This window comes from Citrobacter sp. T1.2D-1 (assembly GCF_950098555.1).
GTDB classification, from domain to species: domain Bacteria; phylum Pseudomonadota; class Gammaproteobacteria; order Enterobacterales; family Enterobacteriaceae; genus Citrobacter_A; species Citrobacter_A telavivensis.
Map to the genome: position 1 here is coordinate 1 of NZ_CATNHH010000014.1, position 21660 is coordinate 21660.

23 protein-coding genes, 1 rRNA gene and 1 other annotated feature are annotated in these 21660 nt (G+C 53.1%); of the genes, 10 read left to right on the top strand and 14 right to left on the bottom strand.

The window, feature by feature from the left end; translation table 11 throughout:
• The 4 genes from QQZ17_RS14080 to rluD form a co-directional block, all read right to left on the bottom strand.
• Positions 1-92: ribosomal RNA gene (locus QQZ17_RS14080) — 16S ribosomal RNA — on the bottom strand; the annotation flags it as partial.
• Positions 93-548: 456 nt separating this feature from the next.
• Positions 549-3122, bottom strand: coding sequence for an ATP-dependent chaperone ClpB (gene clpB / locus QQZ17_RS14085; RefSeq protein ID WP_152402761.1), 2574 nt, complete (start codon positions 3120-3122; stop codon positions 549-551).
• A gap of 129 nt (positions 3123-3251) precedes the next feature.
• Positions 3252-3983: a purine nucleoside phosphorylase YfiH gene (gene yfiH / locus QQZ17_RS14090; RefSeq protein WP_152402759.1), complete on the bottom strand. Its 732-nt coding sequence runs from the start codon at positions 3981-3983 to the stop codon at positions 3252-3254.
• Positions 3980-4960, bottom strand: a complete 981-nt coding sequence (rluD, locus tag QQZ17_RS14095; protein ID WP_152402756.1) for a 23S rRNA pseudouridine(1911/1915/1917) synthase RluD — start codon at positions 4958-4960, stop codon at positions 3980-3982. Before rluD ends, yfiH begins: the two co-directional genes overlap by 4 nt.
• Positions 4961-5090: 130 nt before the next feature.
• Here rluD and bamD point away from each other — a divergent pair, with 130 nt between their 5' ends.
• From bamD to pheA, 4 genes are all read left to right on the top strand, one after another.
• On the top strand, positions 5091-5828 hold the full coding sequence (bamD, locus tag QQZ17_RS14100; protein ID WP_152402753.1) for an outer membrane protein assembly factor BamD: 738 nt from the start codon (positions 5091-5093) through the stop codon (positions 5826-5828).
• Positions 5829-6099: 271 nt separating this feature from the next.
• On the top strand, positions 6100-6438 hold the full coding sequence (gene raiA, locus QQZ17_RS14105; RefSeq protein ID WP_152402750.1) for a ribosome-associated translation inhibitor RaiA: 339 nt from the start codon (positions 6100-6102) through the stop codon (positions 6436-6438).
• Positions 6439-6540: 102 nt separating this feature from the next.
• Positions 6541-6665 (top strand) — a sequence feature (Phe leader region).
• Complete coding sequence (pheL, locus tag QQZ17_RS14110) at positions 6542-6589, top strand: pheA operon leader peptide PheL (RefSeq protein ID WP_100249759.1); 48 nt, start codon at positions 6542-6544, stop codon at positions 6587-6589. (Overlaps the previous feature by 48 nt.)
• A gap of 22 nt (positions 6666-6687) precedes the next feature.
• Positions 6688-7848 carry a bifunctional chorismate mutase/prephenate dehydratase gene (gene pheA, locus QQZ17_RS14115; RefSeq protein WP_152402748.1) on the top strand — a complete coding sequence of 387 codons (1161 nt, stop codon included), beginning with the start codon at positions 6688-6690 and terminating at the stop codon, positions 7846-7848.
• A 102-nt stretch (positions 7849-7950) separates the two neighbouring features.
• On the opposite strand, the gene tyrA is transcribed toward pheA, so the two are convergent.
• Together tyrA and aroF are read right to left on the bottom strand one after the other, a co-directional pair.
• Positions 7951-9072: a bifunctional chorismate mutase/prephenate dehydrogenase gene (tyrA, locus tag QQZ17_RS14120; protein WP_152402746.1), complete on the bottom strand. Its 1122-nt coding sequence runs from the start codon at positions 9070-9072 to the stop codon at positions 7951-7953.
• A gap of 10 nt (positions 9073-9082) precedes the next feature.
• Entirely contained in the window at positions 9083-10153 is a 1071-nt protein-coding gene (gene aroF / locus QQZ17_RS14125) for a 3-deoxy-7-phosphoheptulonate synthase AroF (RefSeq protein ID WP_152402744.1), read from the bottom strand.
• Positions 10154-10367: 214 nt separating this feature from the next.
• Here aroF and QQZ17_RS14130 point away from each other — a divergent pair, with 214 nt between their 5' ends.
• The 4 genes from QQZ17_RS14130 to QQZ17_RS14145 all read left to right on the top strand — a co-directional run bounded on the left by QQZ17_RS14130 (position 10368) and on the right by QQZ17_RS14145 (position 13115).
• The gene (locus tag QQZ17_RS14130) at positions 10368-10742 is read left to right on the top strand and encodes a DUF2799 domain-containing protein (protein ID WP_152402742.1); all 375 of its coding nucleotides are present in this window, start codon (positions 10368-10370) and stop codon (positions 10740-10742) included.
• Positions 10743-10882: 140 nt separating this feature from the next.
• The gene (locus QQZ17_RS14135; protein ID WP_152402740.1) at positions 10883-11401 is read left to right on the top strand and encodes a YfiR family protein; all 519 of its coding nucleotides are present in this window, start codon (positions 10883-10885) and stop codon (positions 11399-11401) included.
• On the top strand, positions 11394-12617 hold the full coding sequence (dgcN, locus tag QQZ17_RS14140) for a diguanylate cyclase DgcN (protein ID WP_152402737.1): 1224 nt from the start codon (positions 11394-11396) through the stop codon (positions 12615-12617). Before QQZ17_RS14135 ends, dgcN begins: the two co-directional genes overlap by 8 nt.
• 15 nt (positions 12618-12632) lie before the next feature.
• Positions 12633-13115, top strand: a complete 483-nt coding sequence (locus QQZ17_RS14145; RefSeq protein ID WP_152402736.1) for an OmpA family protein — start codon at positions 12633-12635, stop codon at positions 13113-13115.
• A 3-nt stretch (positions 13116-13118) separates the two neighbouring features.
• Here QQZ17_RS14145 and QQZ17_RS14150 read toward each other — a convergent pair whose 3' ends face one another.
• From QQZ17_RS14150 to ffh, 7 genes are all read right to left on the bottom strand, one after another.
• Positions 13119-14477: a PepSY-associated TM helix domain-containing protein gene (locus QQZ17_RS14150; RefSeq protein WP_152402733.1), complete on the bottom strand. Its 1359-nt coding sequence runs from the start codon at positions 14475-14477 to the stop codon at positions 13119-13121.
• Positions 14478-14534: 57 nt separating this feature from the next.
• Positions 14535-14945, bottom strand: a complete 411-nt coding sequence (locus QQZ17_RS14155; protein ID WP_152402731.1) for a DUF2946 domain-containing protein — start codon at positions 14943-14945, stop codon at positions 14535-14537.
• A gap of 141 nt (positions 14946-15086) precedes the next feature.
• Positions 15087-15434, bottom strand: coding sequence for a 50S ribosomal protein L19 (gene rplS, locus QQZ17_RS14160; RefSeq protein WP_125294809.1), 348 nt, complete (start codon positions 15432-15434; stop codon positions 15087-15089).
• A gap of 40 nt (positions 15435-15474) precedes the next feature.
• Positions 15475-16242, bottom strand: a complete 768-nt coding sequence (gene trmD / locus QQZ17_RS14165; protein WP_046485395.1) for a tRNA (guanosine(37)-N1)-methyltransferase TrmD — start codon at positions 16240-16242, stop codon at positions 15475-15477.
• 44 nt (positions 16243-16286) lie between these two features.
• Positions 16287-16835: a ribosome maturation factor RimM gene (gene rimM / locus QQZ17_RS14170; RefSeq protein ID WP_046485398.1), complete on the bottom strand. Its 549-nt coding sequence runs from the start codon at positions 16833-16835 to the stop codon at positions 16287-16289.
• Between the two features lie 18 nt (positions 16836-16853).
• Complete coding sequence (gene rpsP / locus QQZ17_RS14175) at positions 16854-17102, bottom strand: 30S ribosomal protein S16 (protein WP_042325918.1); 249 nt, start codon at positions 17100-17102, stop codon at positions 16854-16856.
• A gap of 255 nt (positions 17103-17357) precedes the next feature.
• A complete protein-coding gene (gene ffh, locus QQZ17_RS14180; RefSeq protein WP_046485408.1) occupies positions 17358-18719 on the bottom strand; it encodes a signal recognition particle protein in 1362 nt (453 codons plus the stop codon).
• A gap of 165 nt (positions 18720-18884) precedes the next feature.
• Between ffh and QQZ17_RS14185 the strand changes: the two genes are divergently transcribed.
• Positions 18885-19676 carry a cytochrome C assembly family protein gene (locus tag QQZ17_RS14185; RefSeq protein WP_152402729.1) on the top strand — a complete coding sequence of 264 codons (792 nt, stop codon included), beginning with the start codon at positions 18885-18887 and terminating at the stop codon, positions 19674-19676.
• Positions 19677-19695: 19 nt separating this feature from the next.
• Positions 19696-20982 (top strand): HlyC/CorC family transporter, encoded by a 1287-nt coding sequence (locus QQZ17_RS14190; RefSeq protein WP_152402727.1) that lies wholly within the window; start codon positions 19696-19698, stop codon positions 20980-20982.
• A gap of 81 nt (positions 20983-21063) precedes the next feature.
• Here QQZ17_RS14190 and grpE read toward each other — a convergent pair whose 3' ends face one another.
• Entirely contained in the window at positions 21064-21657 is a 594-nt protein-coding gene (gene grpE, locus QQZ17_RS14195) for a nucleotide exchange factor GrpE (protein WP_152402725.1), read from the bottom strand.
• Positions 21658-21660: the final 3 nt, after the last annotated feature.

A 21660-nucleotide genomic window follows, 5' to 3' on the forward strand; every position in this document is an offset into this window, starting at 1 on the left:
AAGCAGCAAGCTGCTTCCTGTTACCGTTCGACTTGCATGTGTTAGGCCTGCCGCCAGCGTTCAATCTGAGCCATGATCAAACTCTTCAATTTAAGTTTGATGCTCGTAGAATTAAACTTCGTAATGAATTACGTGTTCACTCTTTGAGACTTGGTATTCATTTAGTGTCCGAAGACATTAAGAATCCATGTCACTTTGAGTGCCCACACAGATTGTCTGATAAATTGTTAAAGAGCAGTGCCGCTTCGCTTTTTTTCTCAGCGGCGCGGGGTGTGCATAATACGCTTTCCCGCTTCAGAGTCAAGCATTTATTTCGCTTTTCTCTGTGGGTATTCATCTCTGAACCCCGCTGACCCGGCGGCTTGCGTGCCGTTGTTCCGTGTCAGTGGAGGCGCATTATAGGGAGTTATTTCAGGCTGACAAGTCAAAAATACAAAAAACTTATCAACCGCTCACTTTCCAGGCAATCAGCCTCATAAACCGTCATTTTAGCCTGTTTTTTAAACAAAAATGGGCTCCGGAGAGCCCATTTATTATTTCATCAGAAATTACTGTACTGCGACAATACGATCGTTGTTTACTTCAAGACGAATCGTTTTGCCTGGAATTAACTCACCAGACAGGATTTGCTGCGCCAGCGGGTTTTCGATCTGCTGTTGGATTGCACGTTTCAACGGACGAGCCCCATACACCGGATCATAACCATTCGCGCTCAGCAGTTTCAGTGCCTCGTCGGAGATGTGGATTTCATAGCCACGCTCTTCCAGACGTTTATACAGACGCTGCAGTTGGATCTGCGCAATAGATGCGATGTGTTGTTCACCCAACGGATGGAATACGACAACCTCATCTATACGGTTTATGAATTCAGGGCGGAAGTTGTGACTCACCACGCCTAGCACCAGGTCTTTCATATGGCTGTAGTCCAGATCGCCGAAGCGTTCCTGAATCAGATCGGAACCCAGGTTAGAGGTCATAATAACTACCGTATTACGGAAGTCGACCGTTCTCCCCTGCCCGTCGGTCAGGCGACCGTCATCCAGTACCTGCAGAAGAATGTTGAACACATCAGGATGCGCTTTTTCAACTTCATCTAACAGAATGACCGAATAAGGACGACGACGAACCGCTTCTGTCAGGTACCCCCCCTCTTCATAGCCGACATATCCCGGAGGCGCCCCTACCAGACGAGACACCGAGTGTTTCTCCATAAACTCGGACATGTCGATACGCACCATCGCATCATCGCTATCAAACATAAAGTTTGCCAGCGCTTTACAGAGCTCGGTTTTACCTACCCCGGTTGGGCCGAGGAACAGGAACGAACCGATCGGACGGTTTGGATCGGCAAGACCCGCACGACTACGACGAATCGCGTTCGATACCGCTTCTACCGCTTCGTTCTGCCCGATCACGCGGCTGTGTAACTCCTGCTCCATACGCAACAGTTTTTCGCGCTCACCTTCCAGCATTCTCGCAACCGGAATGCCAGTCCAGCGCGCCAGCACTTCGGCAATTTCCGCATCCGTCACTTTATTACGCAGCAGACGCATGGTCTTGCCTTCAGACTGGGTCGCGGCTTCCAGCTGTTTTTCCAGCTCAGGGATTTTGCCGTACTGCAGTTCGGACATCCGCGCCAGATCGCCAACACGACGAGCCTGCTCAATGGCAATCTTCGCCTGTTCCAGCTCGGCCTTAATCGTTTGGGTTCCGGAGAGCGACGCTTTTTCCGCTTTCCACTCTTCTTCTAATTCAGAGTACTGACGCTCTTTGTCGTCCAGTTCTTCGTTAAGCATGTCGAGACGTTTTTTGCTCGCCTCATCAGACTCTTTCATCAGCGCCTGCTGTTCCAGTTTGAGCTGGATAATACGGCGGTCGAGTCTGTCCAGTTCTTCCGGCTTGGAGTCAATCTGCATACGGATGCTGGATGCTGCTTCATCGATCAGGTCAATAGCTTTATCCGGCAACTGACGGTCAGCGATGTAGCGATGAGACAGCGTAGCCGCCGCAACGATTGCCGGGTCCGTAATTTGTACATGGTGATGCAGTTCATAACGTTCTTTCAGACCACGAAGAATCGCGATGGTATCTTCCACTGAAGGCTCTGCTACAAACACTTTCTGGAAACGACGTTCCAGTGCCGCATCTTTTTCGATGTACTGGCGATACTCGTCGAGCGTTGTCGCCCCCACGCAGTGTAGTTCCCCACGCGCCAGCGCCGGTTTCAGCATGTTCCCGGCATCCATTGCGCCATCCGCTTTACCCGCGCCGACCATCGTGTGCAGTTCGTCGATAAACAGGATGACATTCCCTTCCTGTTTGGCGAGATCGGTAAGTACGCCTTTTAAGCGTTCTTCAAATTCACCACGGTATTTTGCCCCTGCCACCAGCGCACCCATATCCAGCGCCAGTACGCGACGGCCTTTTAACCCTTCCGGAACTTCACCGTTAATGATCCGCTGTGCCAGCCCTTCAACAATCGCCGTTTTACCGACGCCAGGTTCACCGATTAACACCGGGTTGTTTTTAGTACGACGTTGCAGCACCTGAATGGTACGGCGGATCTCTTCGTCACGGCCGATAACCGGGTCAAGTTTGCCCTGCTCAGCACGCTCGGTCAGATCGACTGTGTATTTTTTCAAGGCCTGACGTTGGTCTTCAGCCCCCTGGTCATTCACGCTTTCACCTCCACGCATTTGTTCAATTGCCTGAGTAATATTGGCGGTTGTTGCACCAGCCGATTTCAGTAAATCGGGCAATGTGCCGCGCGACTCAAGCGCCGCCAGAACGAACAGTTCTGACGAAATAAAGTTGTCCCCTCGCTTTTGCGCCAGCTTGTCGCAAAGATTCAGTACGCGCACCAGATCCTGAGACGGCTGGACGTCGCCGCCGGTGCCTTCCACCTGCGGTAAACGACTCAGCGCCTGATCGATGGCGGTGCGTAGCTGTCCGGCATTAATGCCGGCAGAGGTTAATAAAGGACGTACCGATCCCCCTTCCTGATTCAGCAAGGCGCTCATTAAATGAAGAGGTTCGATGAATTGGTTGTCGTGCCCCAGTGCGAGTGACTGGGCATCGGCAAGAGCAAGCTGGAATTTGTTAGTAAGACGATCCAGACGCATAACTCCTCCCATAACAGGTCAAATTTGCTACTGGAGATTAAATGAGGTCATCCCTCAATTATTCAAGGTTATTGACCTGAATTATGTGAAAAGAAAATTACGCGTACCGGATCGTCTTGATTCTTTAGGTTATATCAGCCAAATAAAACTTGCCATACGCCCCGTGGTCTTGTCGCGACGATAAGAGAAGAAAGTCTCATTTTCACTAAAAGTACAGCGGTCACCGCCATAAATTTGCTCAATGCCAACCTTTGCCAGGCGCTGGCGCGCAAGCTGATAAATATTCGCCAGATATTTTTCACCGTGCGGCACAAAGGCTTCATGCGCGTTAGCCTCTTTGGCGATAAATGCCTCACGCACCTCTGGCCCAACTTCAAACGCGGCTGGACCAATCGCCGGGCCTAACCAGGCAAGAATATTTTCTGGCTTGTCGACAAAACAGGCCACCGTCTCTTCCAGTACGCCTTCACATAATCCACGCCAGCCCGCATGGGCTGCCGCCACTTCAGTACCCGCCCGGTTACAGAATAATACGGGCAGACAGTCCGCCGTCATCACCGCGCAAACGGTGCCCGGAGTATTACTGTATGAAGCATCCGCCCGTTTAGAGGCGTAAGGCTCGCCGGTTAGCTTCAGGACATCTTTTCCATGAACCTGCTCCAGCCAGACCGGTTTTGAAGGCAGATTGCCCGCAGCAAACAGGCGTCTGCGGTTCTCGTCGACATGCTCCGGGTTATCGCCGCAGTGAGCCCCCAGATTTAATGCATCATACGGCGGCAAACTCACGCCGCCTGTACGGGTCGAACTGCAGGCCGCCACACCTTTCGGTAGAGGCCACTGCGGGACAATAAGCTCACTCATAGCCAGGCCACGTCATCCTTATGTTCTTCGAAATCCGCGCGCATCGCGTCAATCAGTTCAACCATATCCTGCGGGATTGGCGCATGCCATTCCATTTCGATACCGGAAATCGGGTGATACAAACGCAGCATAGTGGCATGCAGCGCCTGACGGTCGAATTTACGCAGCGTAGAGATAAACACATCCGACGCCCCTTTCGGCGGACGCGGACGGCCACCGTACACCTGATCGCCCACCAGCGGATGGGTGATATGCGCCATATGCACGCGGATCTGGTGCGTACGTCCGGTCTCCAGACGTAACCGCAGACGCGTGTGCACACGGAAGTGCTCCATGATGCGATAGTGCGTGACCGCCGGTTTACCCATCGGATGCACCGCCATATGGGTACGTTTCGTCGGGTGACGGCTGATAGGTTCTTCCACCGTGCCACCTGCGGTCATATGACCGATCGCTACCGCTTCATATTCACGGGTGATCTCACGCAACTGCAGCGCTTCCACCAGACGCGTCTGCGCCGGAACGGTTTTCGCGACCACCATCAGTCCAGTGGTGTCTTTATCCAGACGATGGACAATACCCGCACGTGGAACATCAGCAATCGGCGGATAATAATGCAGTAACGCATTCAGAACCGTACCGTCCGGATTGCCCGCGCCAGGGTGGACAACCAGATCGCGCGGCTTGTTGATAACAATGATGTCATCATCTTCATAAACGATATCCAGTGGGATATCCTGAGGCTCGAAGCGGATTTCTTCATCGATTTCAGCATCGATGGCGACCAGCTCTCCGCCTAACACTTTTTCTTTAGGTCTGTCGCAAAGTTTACCGTTGACCAACACGCGCCTATCAAGAATCCAATCTTTTATGCGCGATCGCGAATAATCAGGGAACATTTCGGCCAAAGCTTGATCTAAGCGTTGACCGAGTTGATTTTCGGATACTGTTGCGGTGAGTTGTACTCGTTGTGCCATATACAGCTTCTTCGTTTATCGTTGGGTTTTACGGCTTTGCCGTTTAATATAGTGTGCTATTGTAGCTGGTCTTAACCGGGAGCAGGAACAGAGAATCTCCCGTAAACATTTTGAGGAAAGTCAAAACGTCATGACGCGCATGAAATATCTGGTGGCAGCAGCCACGTTGAGCCTGTTTTTGGCGGGTTGCTCTGGTTCAAAGGAAGAGGTGCCCGATAATCCGCCTAATGAAATCTACGCGACTGCTCAGCAAAAGCTGCAGGACGGTAACTGGAAACAGGCAATAACGCAATTGGAAGCGTTGGATAACCGCTATCCATTTGGTCCCTATTCTCAGCAGGTGCAGTTAGATCTCATCTATGCCTACTACAAAAACGCCGATCTGCCGCTTGCTCAGGCTGCTATCGATCGCTTTATCCGCCTGAACCCGACGCATCCTAACATTGATTATGTCATGTATATGCGTGGTCTGACCAATATGGCGTTAGATGACAGCGCATTACAAGGATTCTTTGGTGTCGATCGTAGCGACCGCGATCCGCAGCATGCGCGAGCTGCGTTCAATGACTTTTCGAAACTGGTCCGCGGTTATCCGAACAGCCAGTACACCACCGACGCCACCAAACGTCTGGTGTTCCTGAAAGATCGCCTGGCGAAGTATGAGTACTCCGTTGCGGATTACTACACCAAGCGCGGCGCATGGGTTGCCGTGGTTAACCGTGTAGAAGGTATGCTGCGCGATTTCCCGGATACGCAGGCCACGCGTGACGCCCTGCCGCTAATGGAAAATGCCTATCGCGAAATGCAGATGACGACGCAGGCTGACAAAGTGGCGAAAATTATCGCCGCCAATAGCAGCAACACCTGATCGATTTTCATATGCAAAAACGGCAGCCCAAGGGCTGCCGTTTTTTTATCCGTTTCGCGTCATGACGCTGATGACTTTTGCATGACGCAACCCATCAAATATGGCCTGCTTTCTGGCTTTCCTCAAGTGAAAAATCACCTCTTCCTGCGATAACTCACAAAAAGGTTCCCTTGACAAAAAGTGACAAAATAATGTGATTAAAGTCACACATTTTGACATTAGGAACGGTATGCTGGGATCACCAAGACGGGAAAGACAAGAGGTAAAATTTATGACAATGAACATTACCAGTAAACAAATGGAAATTACTCCGGCAATTCGCCAACATGTCGCAGACCGTCTCGCCAAGCTGGATAAATGGCAAACCCATCTTATTAATCCGCATATCATTCTGTCCAAGGAGCCAAAGGGTTTCGTTGCTGATGCCACCATCAATACACCGAACGGACATCTGGTCGCCAGCGCAAAACACGAAGATATGTACACCGCTATTAACGATTTGATCAACAAGCTGGAACGGCAGCTCAATAAAGTGCAGCACAAAGGCGAAGCCCGTCGTGCAACAACTTCAGTAAAAGACGCCAACTTCGTCGAAGCAGAAGAAGAGTAGTCCCTTACATTGAGTGTATCGCCAACGCGCCTTCGGGCGCGTTTTTTGTTGACAGGGTGAAAACAGTACGGGTACTTTACTCACATCGCTTAAGGAAACTGATATGAAACTCACCCCGTTCTTCTTCGCATTCTTTTTTACCTTCCCCTGAATGGGAGGCTTTCGTCGTGTGAAAAAGAATGCGAAGACGAACAATAAGGCCTCCCACACCGGGGGGCCTTTTTTATTGATAACAATAAAGGCAACACTATGACATCGGAAAACCCATTACTGGCGCTGCGCGATAAAATCAGCACGCTGGATGCAAAATTGCTGGCGTTACTGGCCGAGCGACGTGAGCTGGCGGTTGAAGTCGGTAAAGCCAAGCTCGAATCCCATCGCCCGGTACGGGATATTGACCGCGAGCGCGATCTGCTGGACAGGCTGATTACACTTGGCAAAGCGCATCATCTTGATGCCCACTACATCACCCGCCTTTTTCAGCTCATCATCGAAGATTCCGTTCTCACCCAGCAGGCGCTGCTCCAGCAACATCTGAATAAAACCAACCCGCATTCCGCGCGCGTGGCGTTCCTGGGGCCAAAAGGCTCTTACTCACATCTCGCGGCTCGTCAGTATGCTGCACGTCACTTTGAACAGTTTATTGAAAGCGGCTGTGCAAAGTTCGCTGATATTTTTAATCAGGTCGAAACCGGCCAGGCCGACTACGCGGTCGTGCCAATTGAAAACACCAGCTCCGGTGGAATTAACGATGTGTACGATCTGCTGCAACACACGACGCTGTCAATTGTGGGCGAGATGACGATCGCTATCGACCACTGCGTGCTGGTTTGCGGAACAACAGACCTGGACACCATCGAAACGGTGTACAGCCATCCGCAGCCGTTCCAGCAGTGCAGCAAGTTTCTCAGTCGTTACCCGCACTGGAAAATTGAGTACACCGAAAGCACGTCCGCCGCGATGGAAAAGGTCGCTCAGGCGAACTCTCCACGCGTTGCCGCACTCGGAAGCGAAGCGGGTGGCGTGCTGCATGGTTTACAGGTTCTGGAACGTATCGAAGCGAACCAGACGCAGAACATCACTCGCTTCATCGTGCTGGCACGTAAAGCGATCAACGTCTCCGACCAGGTACCAGCGAAAACCACACTGCTGATGGCGACAGGACAACAGGCGGGTGCTCTGGTGGAAGCGCTGCTGGTGATGCGTAATCACAATCTGATCATGACCAAACTGGAATCCCGCCCCATACACGGCAATCCCTGGGAAGAGATGTTTTATCTCGACATCCAGGCCAACCTGGAATCCCCGCAGATGCAAAAAGCGCTTAAAGAGTTGGGCGAAATTACTCGCTCCATGAAGGTGCTGGGCTGCTATCCCAGTGAGAACGTGGTGCCGGTGGATCCGAGCTGACAATCTTAATTTTCCGGATGGCGCTACGCTTATCCGGCCTACAATTCATGCGACTTTTGTAGGCCGGATAAGGCGAAGCCGCCATCCGGCATCATCCTGCCATTACTGTCGACTGTCATTCGCCTGGCGTAATAGCGTACGACTTTCGCTCTGGAAGCGCTTCGCATAGTCACCGAACCAGTGCTCCACTTTGCGGAAGCTGTCGATAAATGCTTGTTTATCCCCCTGCTCCAGCAGGCTAATCGCTTCGCCAAAACGCTTATAGTAACGCTTAATCAGCGCCAGATTGCTCTCCGAGGACATGATGATATCGGCGTAAAGCTGCGGGTCCTGGGCAAACAGTCGCCCCACCATCGCCAGTTCAAGACGATAAATCGGAGAAGAAAGTGCCAACAGTTGTTCAAGCTGCACGTTTTCTTCCGCCAGATGCAGGCCATAGGCAAAGGTCGCAAAGTGGCGCAGCGCCTGAATGAACGCCATGTTCTGATCGTGCTCGACGGCGCTGATGCGGTGCAGTCGTGCGCCCCAGACCTGAATCTGCTCCAGGAACCACTGATAGGCTTCCGGATTGCGCCCGTCGCACCAGACCACCACCTGCTTTGCCAGGCTACCGCTGTCCGGACCGAACATCGGGTGCAGACCGAGCACAGGGCCGTCGTGCGCCGCCAGCATCGCCTGTAAGGGACCATTTTTCACCGACGCCAGATCGACCAGAATACAGTCAGCCGGCAAAGGCGGTAACTTGCCGATCACCGATTCCGTCAGATGGATCGGGACGCTGACGATCACCATACCGGCATCCGCGACGATCTCCTGCGCGCGATCCCAGTCATGCTGTTCAAGGATCCGCACCTGATAACCCGACAGGGTGAGCATTTTCTCGAACAACCGTCCCATCTGCCCGCCCCCGCCGACAATGACCACCGGGCGCAGAGAAGGACACAGCGTCTTAAACCCTTTATCGTTCTCGCTGGAATAGGACTCACGCATCACCCGGCGCAACACGTCTTCAATCAGATCGGGCGGTACGCCGAGCGCTTCTGCTTCTGCACGACGCGACGCCAGCATCGAGGCTTCGCGCTCTGGTACGTAAATCGGCAGGCCAAAGCGGCTTTTGACTTCACCGACCTCAGCCACCAGTTCCAGACGGCGCGCCAGCAAATCCAGCAGCGCCTTGTCCACTTCATCAATTTGATCGCGTAATGCGGTCAACTCAGCAACCATAACGAACCTCTTAAGCCTGGCGCGCCGCCAACTGGCCGTTCAAGTCTTTGTTTATTTCACGCAGCAACGCGTCCGTCATTTCCCAACTGATGCAGGCATCGGTAACGGACACGCCGTACTTCATTTCGCTGCGCGGTTGCTCGGAGGACTGGTTGCCTTCGTGAATGTTACTTTCAATCATCAGACCGATGATTGAGCGGTTGCCATCTTTAATTTGTGCAACCACCGACTCTGCCACGGCAGGCTGACGACGGTAATCTTTATTGGAGTTACCATGACTGCAATCTACCATCAGTGACGGCCGCAGTCCCGCCTGCTCCATCTCTTTTTCGCACTGCGCGACGTCTGCCGGGCTGTAGTTAGGCGCTTTCCCACCGCGCAGGATCACATGCCCGTCCGGGTTACCCTGGGTTTGCAGTAGCGCAACCTGTCCGGCCTGGTTAATACCGACAAAACGGTGCGACTGCGCCGCAGCGCGCATGGCGTTGATCGCCGTCGCCAGGCTGCCGTCGGTGCCGTTTTTGAAACCCACCGGCATCGACAGACCCGACGCCATTTCACGGTGCGTTTGAGATTCTGTGGTGCGTGCGCCAATCGCCGACCAGCTAAACAGATCGCCCAGGTACTGTGGGCTGTTCGGATCCAGCGCTTCCGTCGCCAGCGGTAGCCCCATGTCGACCAGTTCAAGCAGCAGTTGACGCGCAATTTTCAGACCCGCTTCAACGTCAAAGGAGCCATCCATATGAGGATCGTTAATTAACCCTTTCCAGCCAACGGTGGTACGGGGTTTTTCAAAATAGACGCGCATCACCAGATAGAGGCTATCGCTGACCTCTGCGGCAAGGGCTTTAAATCGACGAGCATATTCCAGGGCCGTTTCAGGATCGTGAATGGAACACGGTCCACACACCACCAGCAGGCGCGGATCGCGACCGGCAATGATGTCAGAAATGGTTTTGCGCGACTGGCCGATTTGCGCCTCTTGCGCCAGGCTCAGCGGGAATTCCGCTTTAAGTTGTTCCGGGGTCATCAGAACCTGTTCGTCGGTAATATGTACGTTGTTCAGCGCGTCTTTTTGCATGATGGCGATCCTGTTTTAGCTCGTTTGCGATAGTTTTCCTCAGAGAGGATGACGTAACGATAACACAACGAGTAAAGATATCAATCCAAAATACGTAAACATTACGTTACAATAGTGATATTTGTTCGATTTAACGCCTTTGTTTTCGTACAGAATAATTTACATGTGTTTATTACGCGATCCGCTATGCTTTGAAAAAACAGGAGAACGGGCAATGACGAGAATAGTCGGTATCGCAGTCATTTTTCTGCTCAGCGGTTGTCAGATAGATCCTTACACCCACGCGCCAACATGGACCAGTACCAACTGGTATGATGCCGGCATCGAAGATGCGATTTCCGGCATTGCCGTTAAAGATAATGAAACGCTGGCCGATACCTTTAACGATCCGGAAGTGGATCGTCCGCAATACCTCAAAGGCTATGCAGAAGGTCAACGTAAAACCTGCCAGCAAAATTTTGCCTACGCCAGAGGCGTGACGGGGAAAACTTTCCCTGCCAGTTGCGATACGGTAGAAAATGCCAGCCAGTTGCGTAAAGCATGGCAACAAGGTGCTGATGAAAATGCCAACTCAACGCGTCTGAATTAATATTTAGTCAGATTTAGCTTAAGGCTTATACGTTAATTCATAAGCTATAATGACGCTCCGCAAAAATAATGCTATTTTGCTTTAAACAAGACATGGATGTATTTTGATGACTGATAAAAGATGCTGGTGAGGAAACCGTTATGTTCGCTTCTCACCGACGCCTGATGCTGTTAATGCTTTTACTGGCAGGATCGCCAGTTTGTGCTCAGGACATCCCTGATGCGGCAAAAAACGTTCGCGCAATGGTCTCTGGCATTGTCAGCTATACGCGCTGGCCTGCCCTCTCAGGGCCGCCCAGACTGTGCATTTTCTCGTCTTCCCGGTTCGCCAGCGTATTGGGGGACAGCAGTGATACGTCACTGCCTTATCAACCCGTCATTATTAACACCGAACAAGAAGCATTAGCTGCTCGCTGTGATGGTGTTTATTTCGGCAGTGAATCTCCCACTGCTCAGGTTGAATTAACAAATAAATATCCGTCTAAGGCGTTGTTATTAATTGCAGAACAGAATACCGAATGCATTATTGGTAGCGCCTTTTGTCTGATTATTAACAATAATGATGTCAGATTCGCCGTTAATCTGGATTCTTTGTCGCGTAGTGGCATAAGAGTCAATCCGGATGTATTGATGCTCGCACGGAATAAAAAGCATGGATAAGGATCATTCCCCTACTACTCGTCCAACGTTTAAGCGAGCGTTGCGACGCATCAACATCACCAGCGTGATCGTGACCATGACGCTGATCTGGCTGCTGCTGTGTGTTGCCTCGGTACTGACGTTAAAACAGTATGCGCAAAAAAACCTCGAGCTCACTGCGGCGACAATGACCCACAGTCTGGAAGCCGCACTGGTATTTACCGATGATGCCGCCGCCGCAGAAACGCTGGCCGCACTTGGCCAGCAGGGGCAATTTTCCGCCGCAGAAGTGCGCGACAATAATCAGAATGTCATTGCCTCCTGGCGCTATAACGCGCAGGAGAACGACGATAAGTTGGGTGATTTTATCAGCCACTGGCTCTTTCCCTTCCCTGTCGCCCAGCCTGTCTGGCACAGCGGAGAGATTATCGGTGAAGTTCGACTTACCGCGCGTGACAGTTTAATCAGCCACTTCATCTGGCTTTCACTGGCCGTGCTCACCGGGTCAATTCTGCTGGCCTCCAGTATCGCCATTTTGCTGACGCGACATCTGCACCGCGGCGTGGTTGAGGCGCTGCAAAATATCACCGACGTGGTGCACGATGTGCGTACCAACCGCAATTTCTCCCGCCGCGTCTCTGAAGAGCGGATTGAAGAGTTCCACAATTTTGCCCAGGACTTCAACAGCCTGCTGGATGAAATGGAAGAGTGGCAACTACGCTTGCAGGCCAAAAATGCGCAATTACTGCGAACGGCACTGCACGATCCGCTGACGGGTCTGGCAAACCGTGCGGCTTTTCGTAGCAGTATCAGCGCCCTGATGAACGACAATTCCGCCCGTAGCAGCTCTGCGCTCTTATTTCTCGATGGCGATAACTTCAAATTCGTGAATGATACCTGGGGGCATGCCGCAGGCGATCGCGTCCTGATTGAAGTCGCCAGACGACTGGCCGAATTTGGTGGCAACCGCCATATCCCCTATCGCCTCGGCGGAGATGAGTTTGCCGTCGTGCTTTACGGCGTACATTCAGACTACGAAGTCCAGCGAATCAGCGCTGCGCTGTCACAAGAGTTTACTCGTCCTTTTGACCTGCATAACGGGCATTTAGTCAGTATGACGCTGAGCATGGGTTACGCGCTGACCTGGGAGCACGCTTCCGCCGAGAAATTACAAGAACTGGCCGATCGCAATATGTATCAGGCTAAACATCAGCGCACCGAGCGCTCGATTAAATAAAAAAGGAATGCACACATGCTTAAGCGTCTTTTATCTCCACTCATTCTTGCCGCGCTACTGCTGGCAGGCTGTCAGGCTCCACAGGGGAAATTCACCCCTGAACAGGTAGCGGCCATGCAATCGTACGGATTTACGGAATCGGCGGGCGACTGGTCCCTGGGGCTTTCCGACACCATTTTGTTTGATAAGAATGACTACAAGCTACGAGCGGAAAGCCAGCAGCAGATCGAGTCGATGGCCGCTCGTCTGGCCTCAGTGGGTCTGAACCATGCTCGTATGGATGGGCACACCGATAACTACGGTGAGGACAGCTACAATGAAGCCTTATCGCTCAAGCGCGCCAATGTCGTGGCTGATGCTTGGTCAGAGGGCGCGAAGATCCCGCGCACCAATCTGACCACCCAGGGATTAGGGAAAAAATATCCGATCGCCAGCAACCAGTCTGCGAAAGGTCGCGCTGAAAACCGCCGCGTCGCCGTGGTCATCAGCACGCCTTAATCCTCAGTCGACTGACTGCGTGAACACCGTACGTGACGCATGAACCCAGCGCAGCCAGTCGATCAGCATGAACAGCAGCAGACTTCCCCCCAGCACCGGCATTGCCAGTCCGAGCGCAATCGCCAACAGCACGACGCTAACACGTCCCCGCACGCTCAACATAAGCCAGCAATGAACCAGCGTCTGTGCCGGACTGACTGATGGGCTCGCAGGGCGGCGGCTCCACCACAGTCGATAGCCAATCACTATCATCAGGCATAGCCCGGCGCCAAAACCGATCAGCAACAGTTGGTTCGGCAATCCCAGCAGAATACCCATATGAAAATCGACGCCCCAACGCGTCAACTTCGCCATTAGTGGGAAGTCGGCAAACCGCGTACGGTCAGTCACCTGCCGTGTTGCCGGATCGACAGCAATGGCGTCAACCTGAGTAGGCCAACGGCGATCGATCTCTGTCACCGTCCAGCCGTGCTGCGCATCCTTCGGCGGGCGGATTTCCAGCCGGAGTGCATTCAGTCCTGCTTGCTGCGCGGTCTGTAATACGGCATCGAACTGACGGATATCCACGCGGGTCTCAGGCATCACCATGCCGCCATGATGGTCTGCATGCTCATCATGAAGCTGGCGAGGTCCGTGGAGTTGAGCGTTAAGCTGTGGTGTCAGCCAGCCAAACGCCGCGCGCATTTTATCCACGTTGCCGCCTGCCCACTGTGACCAGGTCAGTCCGGTTGCCGAAAATAACAGCATTCCGGCTAACAACAGCCAGCCCAGCGTAACGTGCAGTCGCCGGTGGTTTTGTACCGGATTGTTCAGCCGACGACGGGGGCGCGTAAACCACCAGAGTGCGATACCGCCCAGCGCCGCCACCCACATCCAGGATGCCGCCAGTTCACTGTAAATGCGCCCGACCTCCCCCAACAGTAGCGAACGGTGGGCATAATCAATCCACTGACGCAGAGGCAGAATGCCGCTGGTGCCGTACACCGGCATATCGCCTTTGATGGCCAGGGTCACTGGATCGATAAAAATAGCCCGGTGTTCAGAGGCCGCCAGTGCAGGATCGGCAAACATGACTCGCGTTGTATCGCCAGGTTCCAGTCCAGGGCGAACGGCGTGCAAGCGCAGGTGCCCACCGGTCACCTGCTGAGCGATAGCCACCTGTGCCGCCAGCGATTGCGGCTCTCCCTGCATCGTCCCGTTAAGTGCCTGAGCGTAAATAGCCTCTTCCAGCTGCGGCGTCGCCACATACAGCGTACCGGTCAGCGCGGCAGCAAAGATAAATGGCCCGACAAACAGGCCGATATAGAAATGAAGGCGCCGCAGCAGGGTTATCCATGCCGCGCGCGGTGTGCAGGTTGTCATACTTTTCCTCAGAAAAAGCAAAAGAGTGTCGTGACGCTTATGCGCACAATCTTATTTTCAGAAACAGGAAAGCGCAGACCTGCGCGGCGGCGCGCGAGTATCCGGATACAGCCAGGGGAAGAAGTGCCAGTGTTGAACCGTCGGACGAATGGGGTTGCATGGCACTCTGAGCAGGACGCCGCAGAGCAGAATAACCAGAGCCAGGATAAGCCCGGGAACGTGAGCCAGTAACACGCAGTAACCACAGGCTTCGCCGTGATCGACGGGCATCGGGACGGGAGGAGAATCACCGTGATGCCCGGCGTGCTTTGTCATCGAATTCATCTCATGATGCATACCCGGCATCGCACTCATCGGGTCCTTTTGCAGCGCCACGGAGATCAGCGGGGCAATAACAATCAGCAGGATCGCCAACAGCGCGAGACATGCCGCACGCTGCTGAAAACCTGACTGACGAATTTTACCCATAACACCTGCCCCACTCGCTGCAAACGAAGAGCATTGTAAATGATTTATGAACCGAAGGTTAACGTCGTGAGTATTACGGAGATAAAAAAAGGGCCAGCCAACTGGCCAGCCCCTCTAACAGGATGTCGCCTGAGCGATATCTTAGTTAAGACGCTCTTTGATACGAGCAGCCTTACCAGTACGCTCACGCAGGTAGTACAGTTTAGCTTTACGAACGGCACCACGACGTTTGACAGTAATGCTGTCAACAACCGGAGAGTGAGTCTGGAAGACACGCTCAACGCCTTCGCCGTTGGAAATTTTACGAACAGTGAATGCAGAGTGCAGACCGCGGTTACGAATAGCGATAACCACGCCCTCGAATGCCTGCAGACGTTTTTTGGAACCTTCAACAACCCATACTTTCACTTCCACGGTATCACCCGGACGGAAGGAAGGTACGTCCTGCTTCATCTGCTCTTGTTCAATTTGCTTAATAATGTTGCTCATAATTTAATCTCTTATCCTGGGTAAACTGATAATCGGGGGCTTACGCCATCCCATCATGTTTATGTTGCTGTTGCGCGTGTTCCGTTTTGAACTCCGCCAGCAACCTTGCTTGCTCTTCAGTCAGAGCCAGGTTTTCCAGAAGTTCAGGTCTTCTAAGCCAGGTGCGGCCCAGCGACTGTTTCAAACGCCAGCGACGTATCTCAGCATGGTTTCCTGACAGTAACACTGCCGGGACGTCCATCTCTTCTAACACTTCAGGTCGGGTATAGTGCGGGCAGTCCAGCAATCCATCCACAAAGGAATCTTCCGTTGCCGATGCTTCATGACCCAGAACCCCCGGGATAAACCGGGAAACGGAGTCAATCAGTACCATTGCTGGTAACTCTCCACCACTGAGAACGTAATCGCCGATTGACCATTCTTCGTCAATTTCGGTTTGGATCACACGCTCATCTATGCCTTCGTAGCGACCACATACCAGAATCAGCTTTTGATTCGTGGCCAGTTCGCTGACGCCCGCTTGATCAAGCTTGCGTCCCTGAGGTGACAGATAAATCACCTTAGCGCCTTCACCCGCCGCGCTTTTTGCTGCATGAATGGCATCCCGTAAGGGTTGTACCATCATTAACATCCCCGGTCCGCCGCCGTAAGGACGTGAGTCCACGGTACGGTGCCGGTCATGCGCGAAGTCACGAGGACTCCAGCTCTGGATGTTCAGCAGGCCATTTTTAACAGCCCGGCCAGTTACCCCGTAATCGGTAATTGCACGAAACATTTCTGGAAACAGGCTAACGATACCTATAAACACAAGCCAATCCCCATCACGCCGTCATTTACCGCTTATCCGGTGGTTTAAAAACCAGGATCCCAATCTACTTCGATAGTCCGCGTAGTGAGATCGACTTTCTTGATAACCTGCCCATCGAGGAACGGCACGAGGCGTTCCTTGATACCAAACGCATCTTTCAGGTTTGCCTTAATGACGATGACGTCATTCGATCCGGTTTCCATCATGTCGACGACTTTCCCGAGATCGTAACCTTCTGTAGTCACTACCTGGCAGCCCATCAGGTCTTTCCAGTAGTAGTCACCCTCTTCCAGTTTTGGCAGTTGCGTAGAATCCACGACAATTTCGCAATTGGTCAGTAGATTCGCAGCATCCCGATCTTCAATGCCTTTCAGCTTGATGATCAGATCCTGATTGTGGTGCTTCCAGCTTTCCAGCTGTACTTGCTGCCACTGACCCGCCTTCTGGATAAACCAGGGCTGATAGTCAAAAATGCTTTCGGCGTCTTCAGTGGAAGAAAACACTCTGAGCCAACCACGAATACCGTAAGACGATCCCATTTTCCCTAAGACAATTGGGTCCACGGGTGCTTGCGCAGTGAGTTGCTTGCTCATCATGACCACCGTGACAGATTAAGCTGCTTTGCTTACTTCTTTGATCAGCGTAGCGACGCGATCAGAAATGGTCGCGCCCTGGCCAACCCAGTGAGCGATGCGATCCAGATCCAGGCGAGTGCCTTCTTCTTTTTCGCTAGCGATTGGGTTAAAGAAGCCAACGCGCTCAATGAAGCGACCGTTACGTGCGTTACGGCTGTCAGTAACAACAACCTGGTAGAACGGACGCTTTTTAGCGCCGTGACGAGCTAAACGAATAGTTACCATAACATCCTCTTGTGTGAATAAAACAACCGGGCCCCATCGAGGAACGGAGCCCGGGTGTCATATTAAAAGCCCGAAAATTTTACTGATTTCTGGGGAAATTGCAATCAGCAGTTAAAAACTCTGTCGCAGAAGGCCGTCGGCGGTGCAGCCAGTTCGGTGCCGGCGTGCGCGCAGCCACCGGAGCGTACACGCAGTACGTGAGGATGGCGAGCACACCCCGGTGCCGAAATGGCAAATAAGCCAGGCCTATAAAGATTAACGACCGGGGAATCCGGGAGGCATCATCCCTTTCATACTTCTCATCATCTTAGCCATCCCGCCCTTCTTCATCTTCTTCATCATGCGCTGCATGTCATCGAACTGTTTCAGAAGGCGGTTAACGTCCTGCACCTGCATACCGCAACCCTGCGCGATACGGCGTTTACGGGACCCTTTGATGATTTCTGGCTTCGCGCGCTCTTTCAGCGTCATCGAGTTGATGATCGCCTCCATGCGCACCAGCACTTTGTCATCCATCTGTGACTTCACGTTGTCCGGGATCTGGCCCATGCCCGGCAGCTTGCCCATCAGGCTCGCCATGCCGCCCATGTTTTTCATCTGCCGCAACTGTTCCAGGAAATCGGTCAGGTCGAAACCATCGCCCTTTTTCAGTTTAGTCGCCAGCTTCTCAGCCTGCGCGCGGTCAACTTTACTTTCGATATCTTCGATCAGCGACAGCACGTCGCCCATGCCGAGAATACGTGACGCGATACGGTCCGGATGGAACGGCTCCAGCGCCTCGTTTTTCTCGCCAACGCCGAGGAATTTGATCGGCTTGCCGGTGATGTGGCGAATAGAGAGCGCGGCACCGCCACGGGCGTCACCGTCAACTTTGGTCAGCACCACGCCGGTCAGCGGCAGCGCTTCGTTGAACGCCTTCGCGGTATTCGCCGCATCCTGACCGGTCATCGCGTCAACCACAAACAGGGTTTCTACCGGATTGATAGAAGCATGAACCTGTTTGATTTCGTCCATCATCGCTTCGTCAACGTGCAGACGACCGGCGGTATCCACCAGCAGCACGTCGTAGAATTTGAGTTTGGCTTCTTTCAACGCCGCGTTAACGATATCGACCGGCTTCTGACCGACATCCGACGGGAAGAAATCAACGCCGACCTGCTCTGCCAGCGTCTCCAGCTGTTTGATCGCCGCCGGGCGATACACGTCGGCAGAGACCACCAGCACTTTCTTCTTGTGCTTTTCGCGCAGGAATTTACCCAGCTTACCGACGCTGGTCGTTTTACCGGCACCCTGCAGACCCGCCATCAGCACCACGGCCGGCGGCTGCGCAGCCAGATTCAGACTTTGGTTCTCTTCACCCATCGCCGCCACGAGTTCGTTACGGACAATCTTGACGAACTCCTGTCCTGGCGTCAGGCTCTTGTTGACTTCATGTCCAACCGCTTTCTCTTTTACGCGATTGATAAACTCTCGCACTACCGGCAGCGCAACGTCAGCCTCCAGCAGCGCCATGCGCACTTCGCGCAGCGTCTCTTTAACGTTGTCTTCAGTAAGGCGTCCACGGCCACTGATGTTGCGCAGCGTGCGCGACAAACGATCGGTTAAATTATCAAACATTGTCTCTCGCCTGGGGTGGAAACGGTTGGTCGCTTAAGCGACACATGTATATAAATTTGCCGCAGTATAACATGAAGCCGTCTTTGTTGTTATGCAACGGTTGGAGCCGCGGTCACGTAACGCTATACTGCTTCTCTTTCTCACTGGCCAACTGTCGACACCACTATGCCCGTTTTTGCTCTGCTCGCCCTTGTCGCCTACTCCGTCAGCCTCGCGCTGATCGTCCCCGCACTGCTGCAAAAAAACAGCGGTTGGCGGCGTATGGCCATTCTTTCTGCGGTTGTCGCGCTGGTGTGTCACGCCATCGCACTTGAAGCCCGCATTCTGCCGGGTGGCGACAGCGGACAAAACCTGAGCCTGCTGAACGTCGGCTCGCTGGTTAGCCTGATGATCTGTACGGTGATGACGATTGTCGCCTCACGCAACCGTGGCTGGCTGTTGCTGCCGGTAGTGTATACCTTCGCGCTGATCAATCTGGCCTTCGCGACCTTCATGCCAAACGAATTCATTACCCATCTCGAAGCCACGCCGGGGATGATGATCCACATCGGGCTGTCGCTGTTTTCCTATGCAACGCTCATTATCGCCGCGCTGTACGCGCTGCAACTGGCCTGGATCGACTATCAGCTTAAAAACAAAAAGCTGGCGTTCAATAATGAAATGCCGCCGCTGATGAGCATTGAGCGCAAGATGTTCCACATTACGCAGATTGGCGTAGTCCTGTTGACGCTCACCCTGTGTACCGGCCTGTTTTACATGCACAATCTGTTCAGCATGGAAAATATCGACAAAGCGGTTCTCTCTATCATCGCATGGTTTGTCTATATTGTTCTGTTGTGGGGGCATTATCATGAAGGCTGGCGCGGTCGTCGTGTCGTGTGGTTTAACGTCGCGGGCGCTGGGATCCTGACGTTGGCCTATTTCGGTAGCCGGATATTGCAGCAGTTTGTCAGCTAAGCCTTAAAGGAGGCGCCCCCTGGAACACATCTCCACCACCACGCTGATCGTCACACTGATCGTCATGGTGGTCATCTCCGCCTATTTTTCCGGTTCCGAAACCGGGATGATGACCCTGAATCGCTACCGCTTACGCCACCTGGCTAAACAGGGGAATCGTCCGGCAAAGCGCGTTGAAAAGCTACTGCGTAAACCCGATCGCCTGATAAGCCTGGTGCTGATTGGCAATAATCTCGTCAATATCCTCGCCTCGGCGCTCGGCACTATTGTCGGTATGCGTCTGTATGGCGATGCAGGTGTTGCCATCGCCACCGGCGTGTTGACCTTCGTCGTGCTGGTATTTGCCGAGGTCCTGCCGAAAACCATTGCCGCGCTGTATCCGGAAAAGGTGGCCTATCCCAGCAGCTTCCTGCTGGCTCCTTTGCAGATTCTGATGATGCCGCTGGTCTGGCTGCTCAACACCATCACCCGACTGCTGATGCGCATGATGGGCATTAAAACCGACATCGTGATCAGTGGTTCGCTGAGTAAGGATGAGCTGCGCACCATCGTGAATGAATCCCGCGCACAAATCTCCCGGCGTAACCAGGACATGCTGCTGTCGGTGCTCGATCTGGAAAAGGTCAGCGTGGATGACATCATGGTGCCGCGCAGTGAAATCATCGGTATTGATATCAATGACGACTGGAAGTCTATCGTGCGTCAGTTGTCACACTCGCCGCACGGACGCATTGTGCTGTACCGCGATTCGCTGGACGACGCCATCAGCATGCTGCGCGTCCGCGAAGCCTGGCGGCTGATGTCGGAAAAAAAAGAGTTCACCAAAGAGACGATGCTGCGCGCCGCCGATGAGATTTACTTCGTCCCGGAGGGTACACCGCTCAGCACGCAGCTCATCAAATTTCAGCGCAATAAAAAGAAAGTCGGTCTGGTCGTCAATGAATATGGCGATATTCAGGGGCTGATCACGGTAGAAGATATTCTCGAAGAGATTGTCGGCGACTTTACCACCTCGATGTCACCTACGCTTGCTGAAGAAGTGACGCCGCAAAATGACGGTTCGGTGATCATCGATGGCAGCGCCAACGTGCGGGAAATTAATAAAGCGTTTAACTGGCACCTACCGGAAGACGACGCGCGTACGGTAAATGGCGTGATTCTGGAGGCGCTGGAAGAGATCCCGATTGCGGGCACTCGCGTGCGCATCGGTCAATACGATATCGATATTCTCGACGTCCAGGAGAATATGATTAAGCAGGTCAAAGTGTTACCCGTTAAACCGCTGCGGGAAAGCATCGCAGAGTAACGACAACGGCCCGCGGATATTCCAACGGGCCACAGGCCGGATAAGCGTCAGCGCCATCCGGCAATACAAATAGCCGAAATATTAACCTTTCGCCTTCGCGACGGTGACCATCGCCGCGCGGATCGTACGACCGTTCAGCGTATAGCCTTTCTGCATGATACCCAGCACGTTGCCCGGCGCGATGTCTTCAGACTCGACCATCGCAATCGCCTGATGCACGTTCGGATCCAGCGCGACGTTCGTCTCGGCGATCACTTCAACGCCAAATTTGCGCACGACATCCAGCATGGATTTCAGGGTTAGTTCGATCCCTTCCACCATCGGCTTCAAATCCGGATTGGCTTTGTCCGCCACTTCCAGCGCGCGATCCAGGCTATCAATCACCGGCAGCAGTTCATTGACGAACTTCTCGAGCGCGAACTTGTGCGCCTTCTCAATGTCCAGCTCGGTACGACGACGCAGGTTTTCCATGTCCGCTTTTATGCGCAGCACCGCATCACGTTCACGGGTCTGAGCTTCAGTAAGCTGCGCTTCCAGATTCGCAATTTTTTCATCGCGCGGATCCACCTGTTCAGCAGAAGCGTCTGGTTCAACCGCCTCAACTTCTTCATGCTGATCCATGATAATTTCTTCCGGGGCTTGCCCCTCAGGCGTTTTCTGTTCTTTACTACTCATGAA

What these genes read in the sequence shown, in the direction of transcription:
- clpB (WP_152402761.1), bottom strand. Translation starts at nt 3,122, where the DNA reads ATGCGTCTGGATCGTCTTACTAACAAATTCCAGCTTGCTCTTGCCGAT.
- yfiH (WP_152402759.1), bottom strand. Translation starts at nt 3,983, where the DNA reads ATGAGTGAGCTTATTGTCCCGCAGTGGCCTCTACCGAAAGGTGTGGCG.
- rluD (WP_152402756.1), bottom strand. Translation starts at nt 4,960, where the DNA reads ATGGCACAACGAGTACAACTCACCGCAACAGTATCCGAAAATCAACTC.
- bamD (WP_152402753.1), top strand. Translation starts at nt 5,091, where the DNA reads ATGACGCGCATGAAATATCTGGTGGCAGCAGCCACGTTGAGCCTGTTT.
- raiA (WP_152402750.1), top strand. Translation starts at nt 6,100, where the DNA reads ATGACAATGAACATTACCAGTAAACAAATGGAAATTACTCCGGCAATT.
- pheA (WP_152402748.1), top strand. Translation starts at nt 6,688, where the DNA reads ATGACATCGGAAAACCCATTACTGGCGCTGCGCGATAAAATCAGCACG.
- tyrA (WP_152402746.1), bottom strand. Translation starts at nt 9,072, where the DNA reads ATGGTTGCTGAGTTGACCGCATTACGCGATCAAATTGATGAAGTGGAC.
- aroF (WP_152402744.1), bottom strand. Translation starts at nt 10,153, where the DNA reads ATGCAAAAAGACGCGCTGAACAACGTACATATTACCGACGAACAGGTT.
- QQZ17_RS14130 (WP_152402742.1), top strand. Translation starts at nt 10,368, where the DNA reads ATGACGAGAATAGTCGGTATCGCAGTCATTTTTCTGCTCAGCGGTTGT.
- QQZ17_RS14135 (WP_152402740.1), top strand. Translation starts at nt 10,883, where the DNA reads ATGTTCGCTTCTCACCGACGCCTGATGCTGTTAATGCTTTTACTGGCA.
- dgcN (WP_152402737.1), top strand. Translation starts at nt 11,394, where the DNA reads ATGGATAAGGATCATTCCCCTACTACTCGTCCAACGTTTAAGCGAGCG.
- QQZ17_RS14145 (WP_152402736.1), top strand. Translation starts at nt 12,633, where the DNA reads ATGCTTAAGCGTCTTTTATCTCCACTCATTCTTGCCGCGCTACTGCTG.
- QQZ17_RS14150 (WP_152402733.1), bottom strand. Translation starts at nt 14,477, where the DNA reads ATGACAACCTGCACACCGCGCGCGGCATGGATAACCCTGCTGCGGCGC.
- QQZ17_RS14155 (WP_152402731.1), bottom strand. Translation starts at nt 14,945, where the DNA reads ATGGGTAAAATTCGTCAGTCAGGTTTTCAGCAGCGTGCGGCATGTCTC.
- rplS (WP_125294809.1), bottom strand. Translation starts at nt 15,434, where the DNA reads ATGAGCAACATTATTAAGCAAATTGAACAAGAGCAGATGAAGCAGGAC.
- rimM (WP_046485398.1), bottom strand. Translation starts at nt 16,835, where the DNA reads ATGAGCAAGCAACTCACTGCGCAAGCACCCGTGGACCCAATTGTCTTA.
- rpsP (WP_042325918.1), bottom strand. Translation starts at nt 17,102, where the DNA reads ATGGTAACTATTCGTTTAGCTCGTCACGGCGCTAAAAAGCGTCCGTTC.
- ffh (WP_046485408.1), bottom strand. Translation starts at nt 18,719, where the DNA reads ATGTTTGATAATTTAACCGATCGTTTGTCGCGCACGCTGCGCAACATC.
- QQZ17_RS14185 (WP_152402729.1), top strand. Translation starts at nt 18,885, where the DNA reads ATGCCCGTTTTTGCTCTGCTCGCCCTTGTCGCCTACTCCGTCAGCCTC.
- grpE (WP_152402725.1), bottom strand. Translation starts at nt 21,657, where the DNA reads ATGAGTAGTAAAGAACAGAAAACGCCTGAGGGGCAAGCCCCGGAAGAA.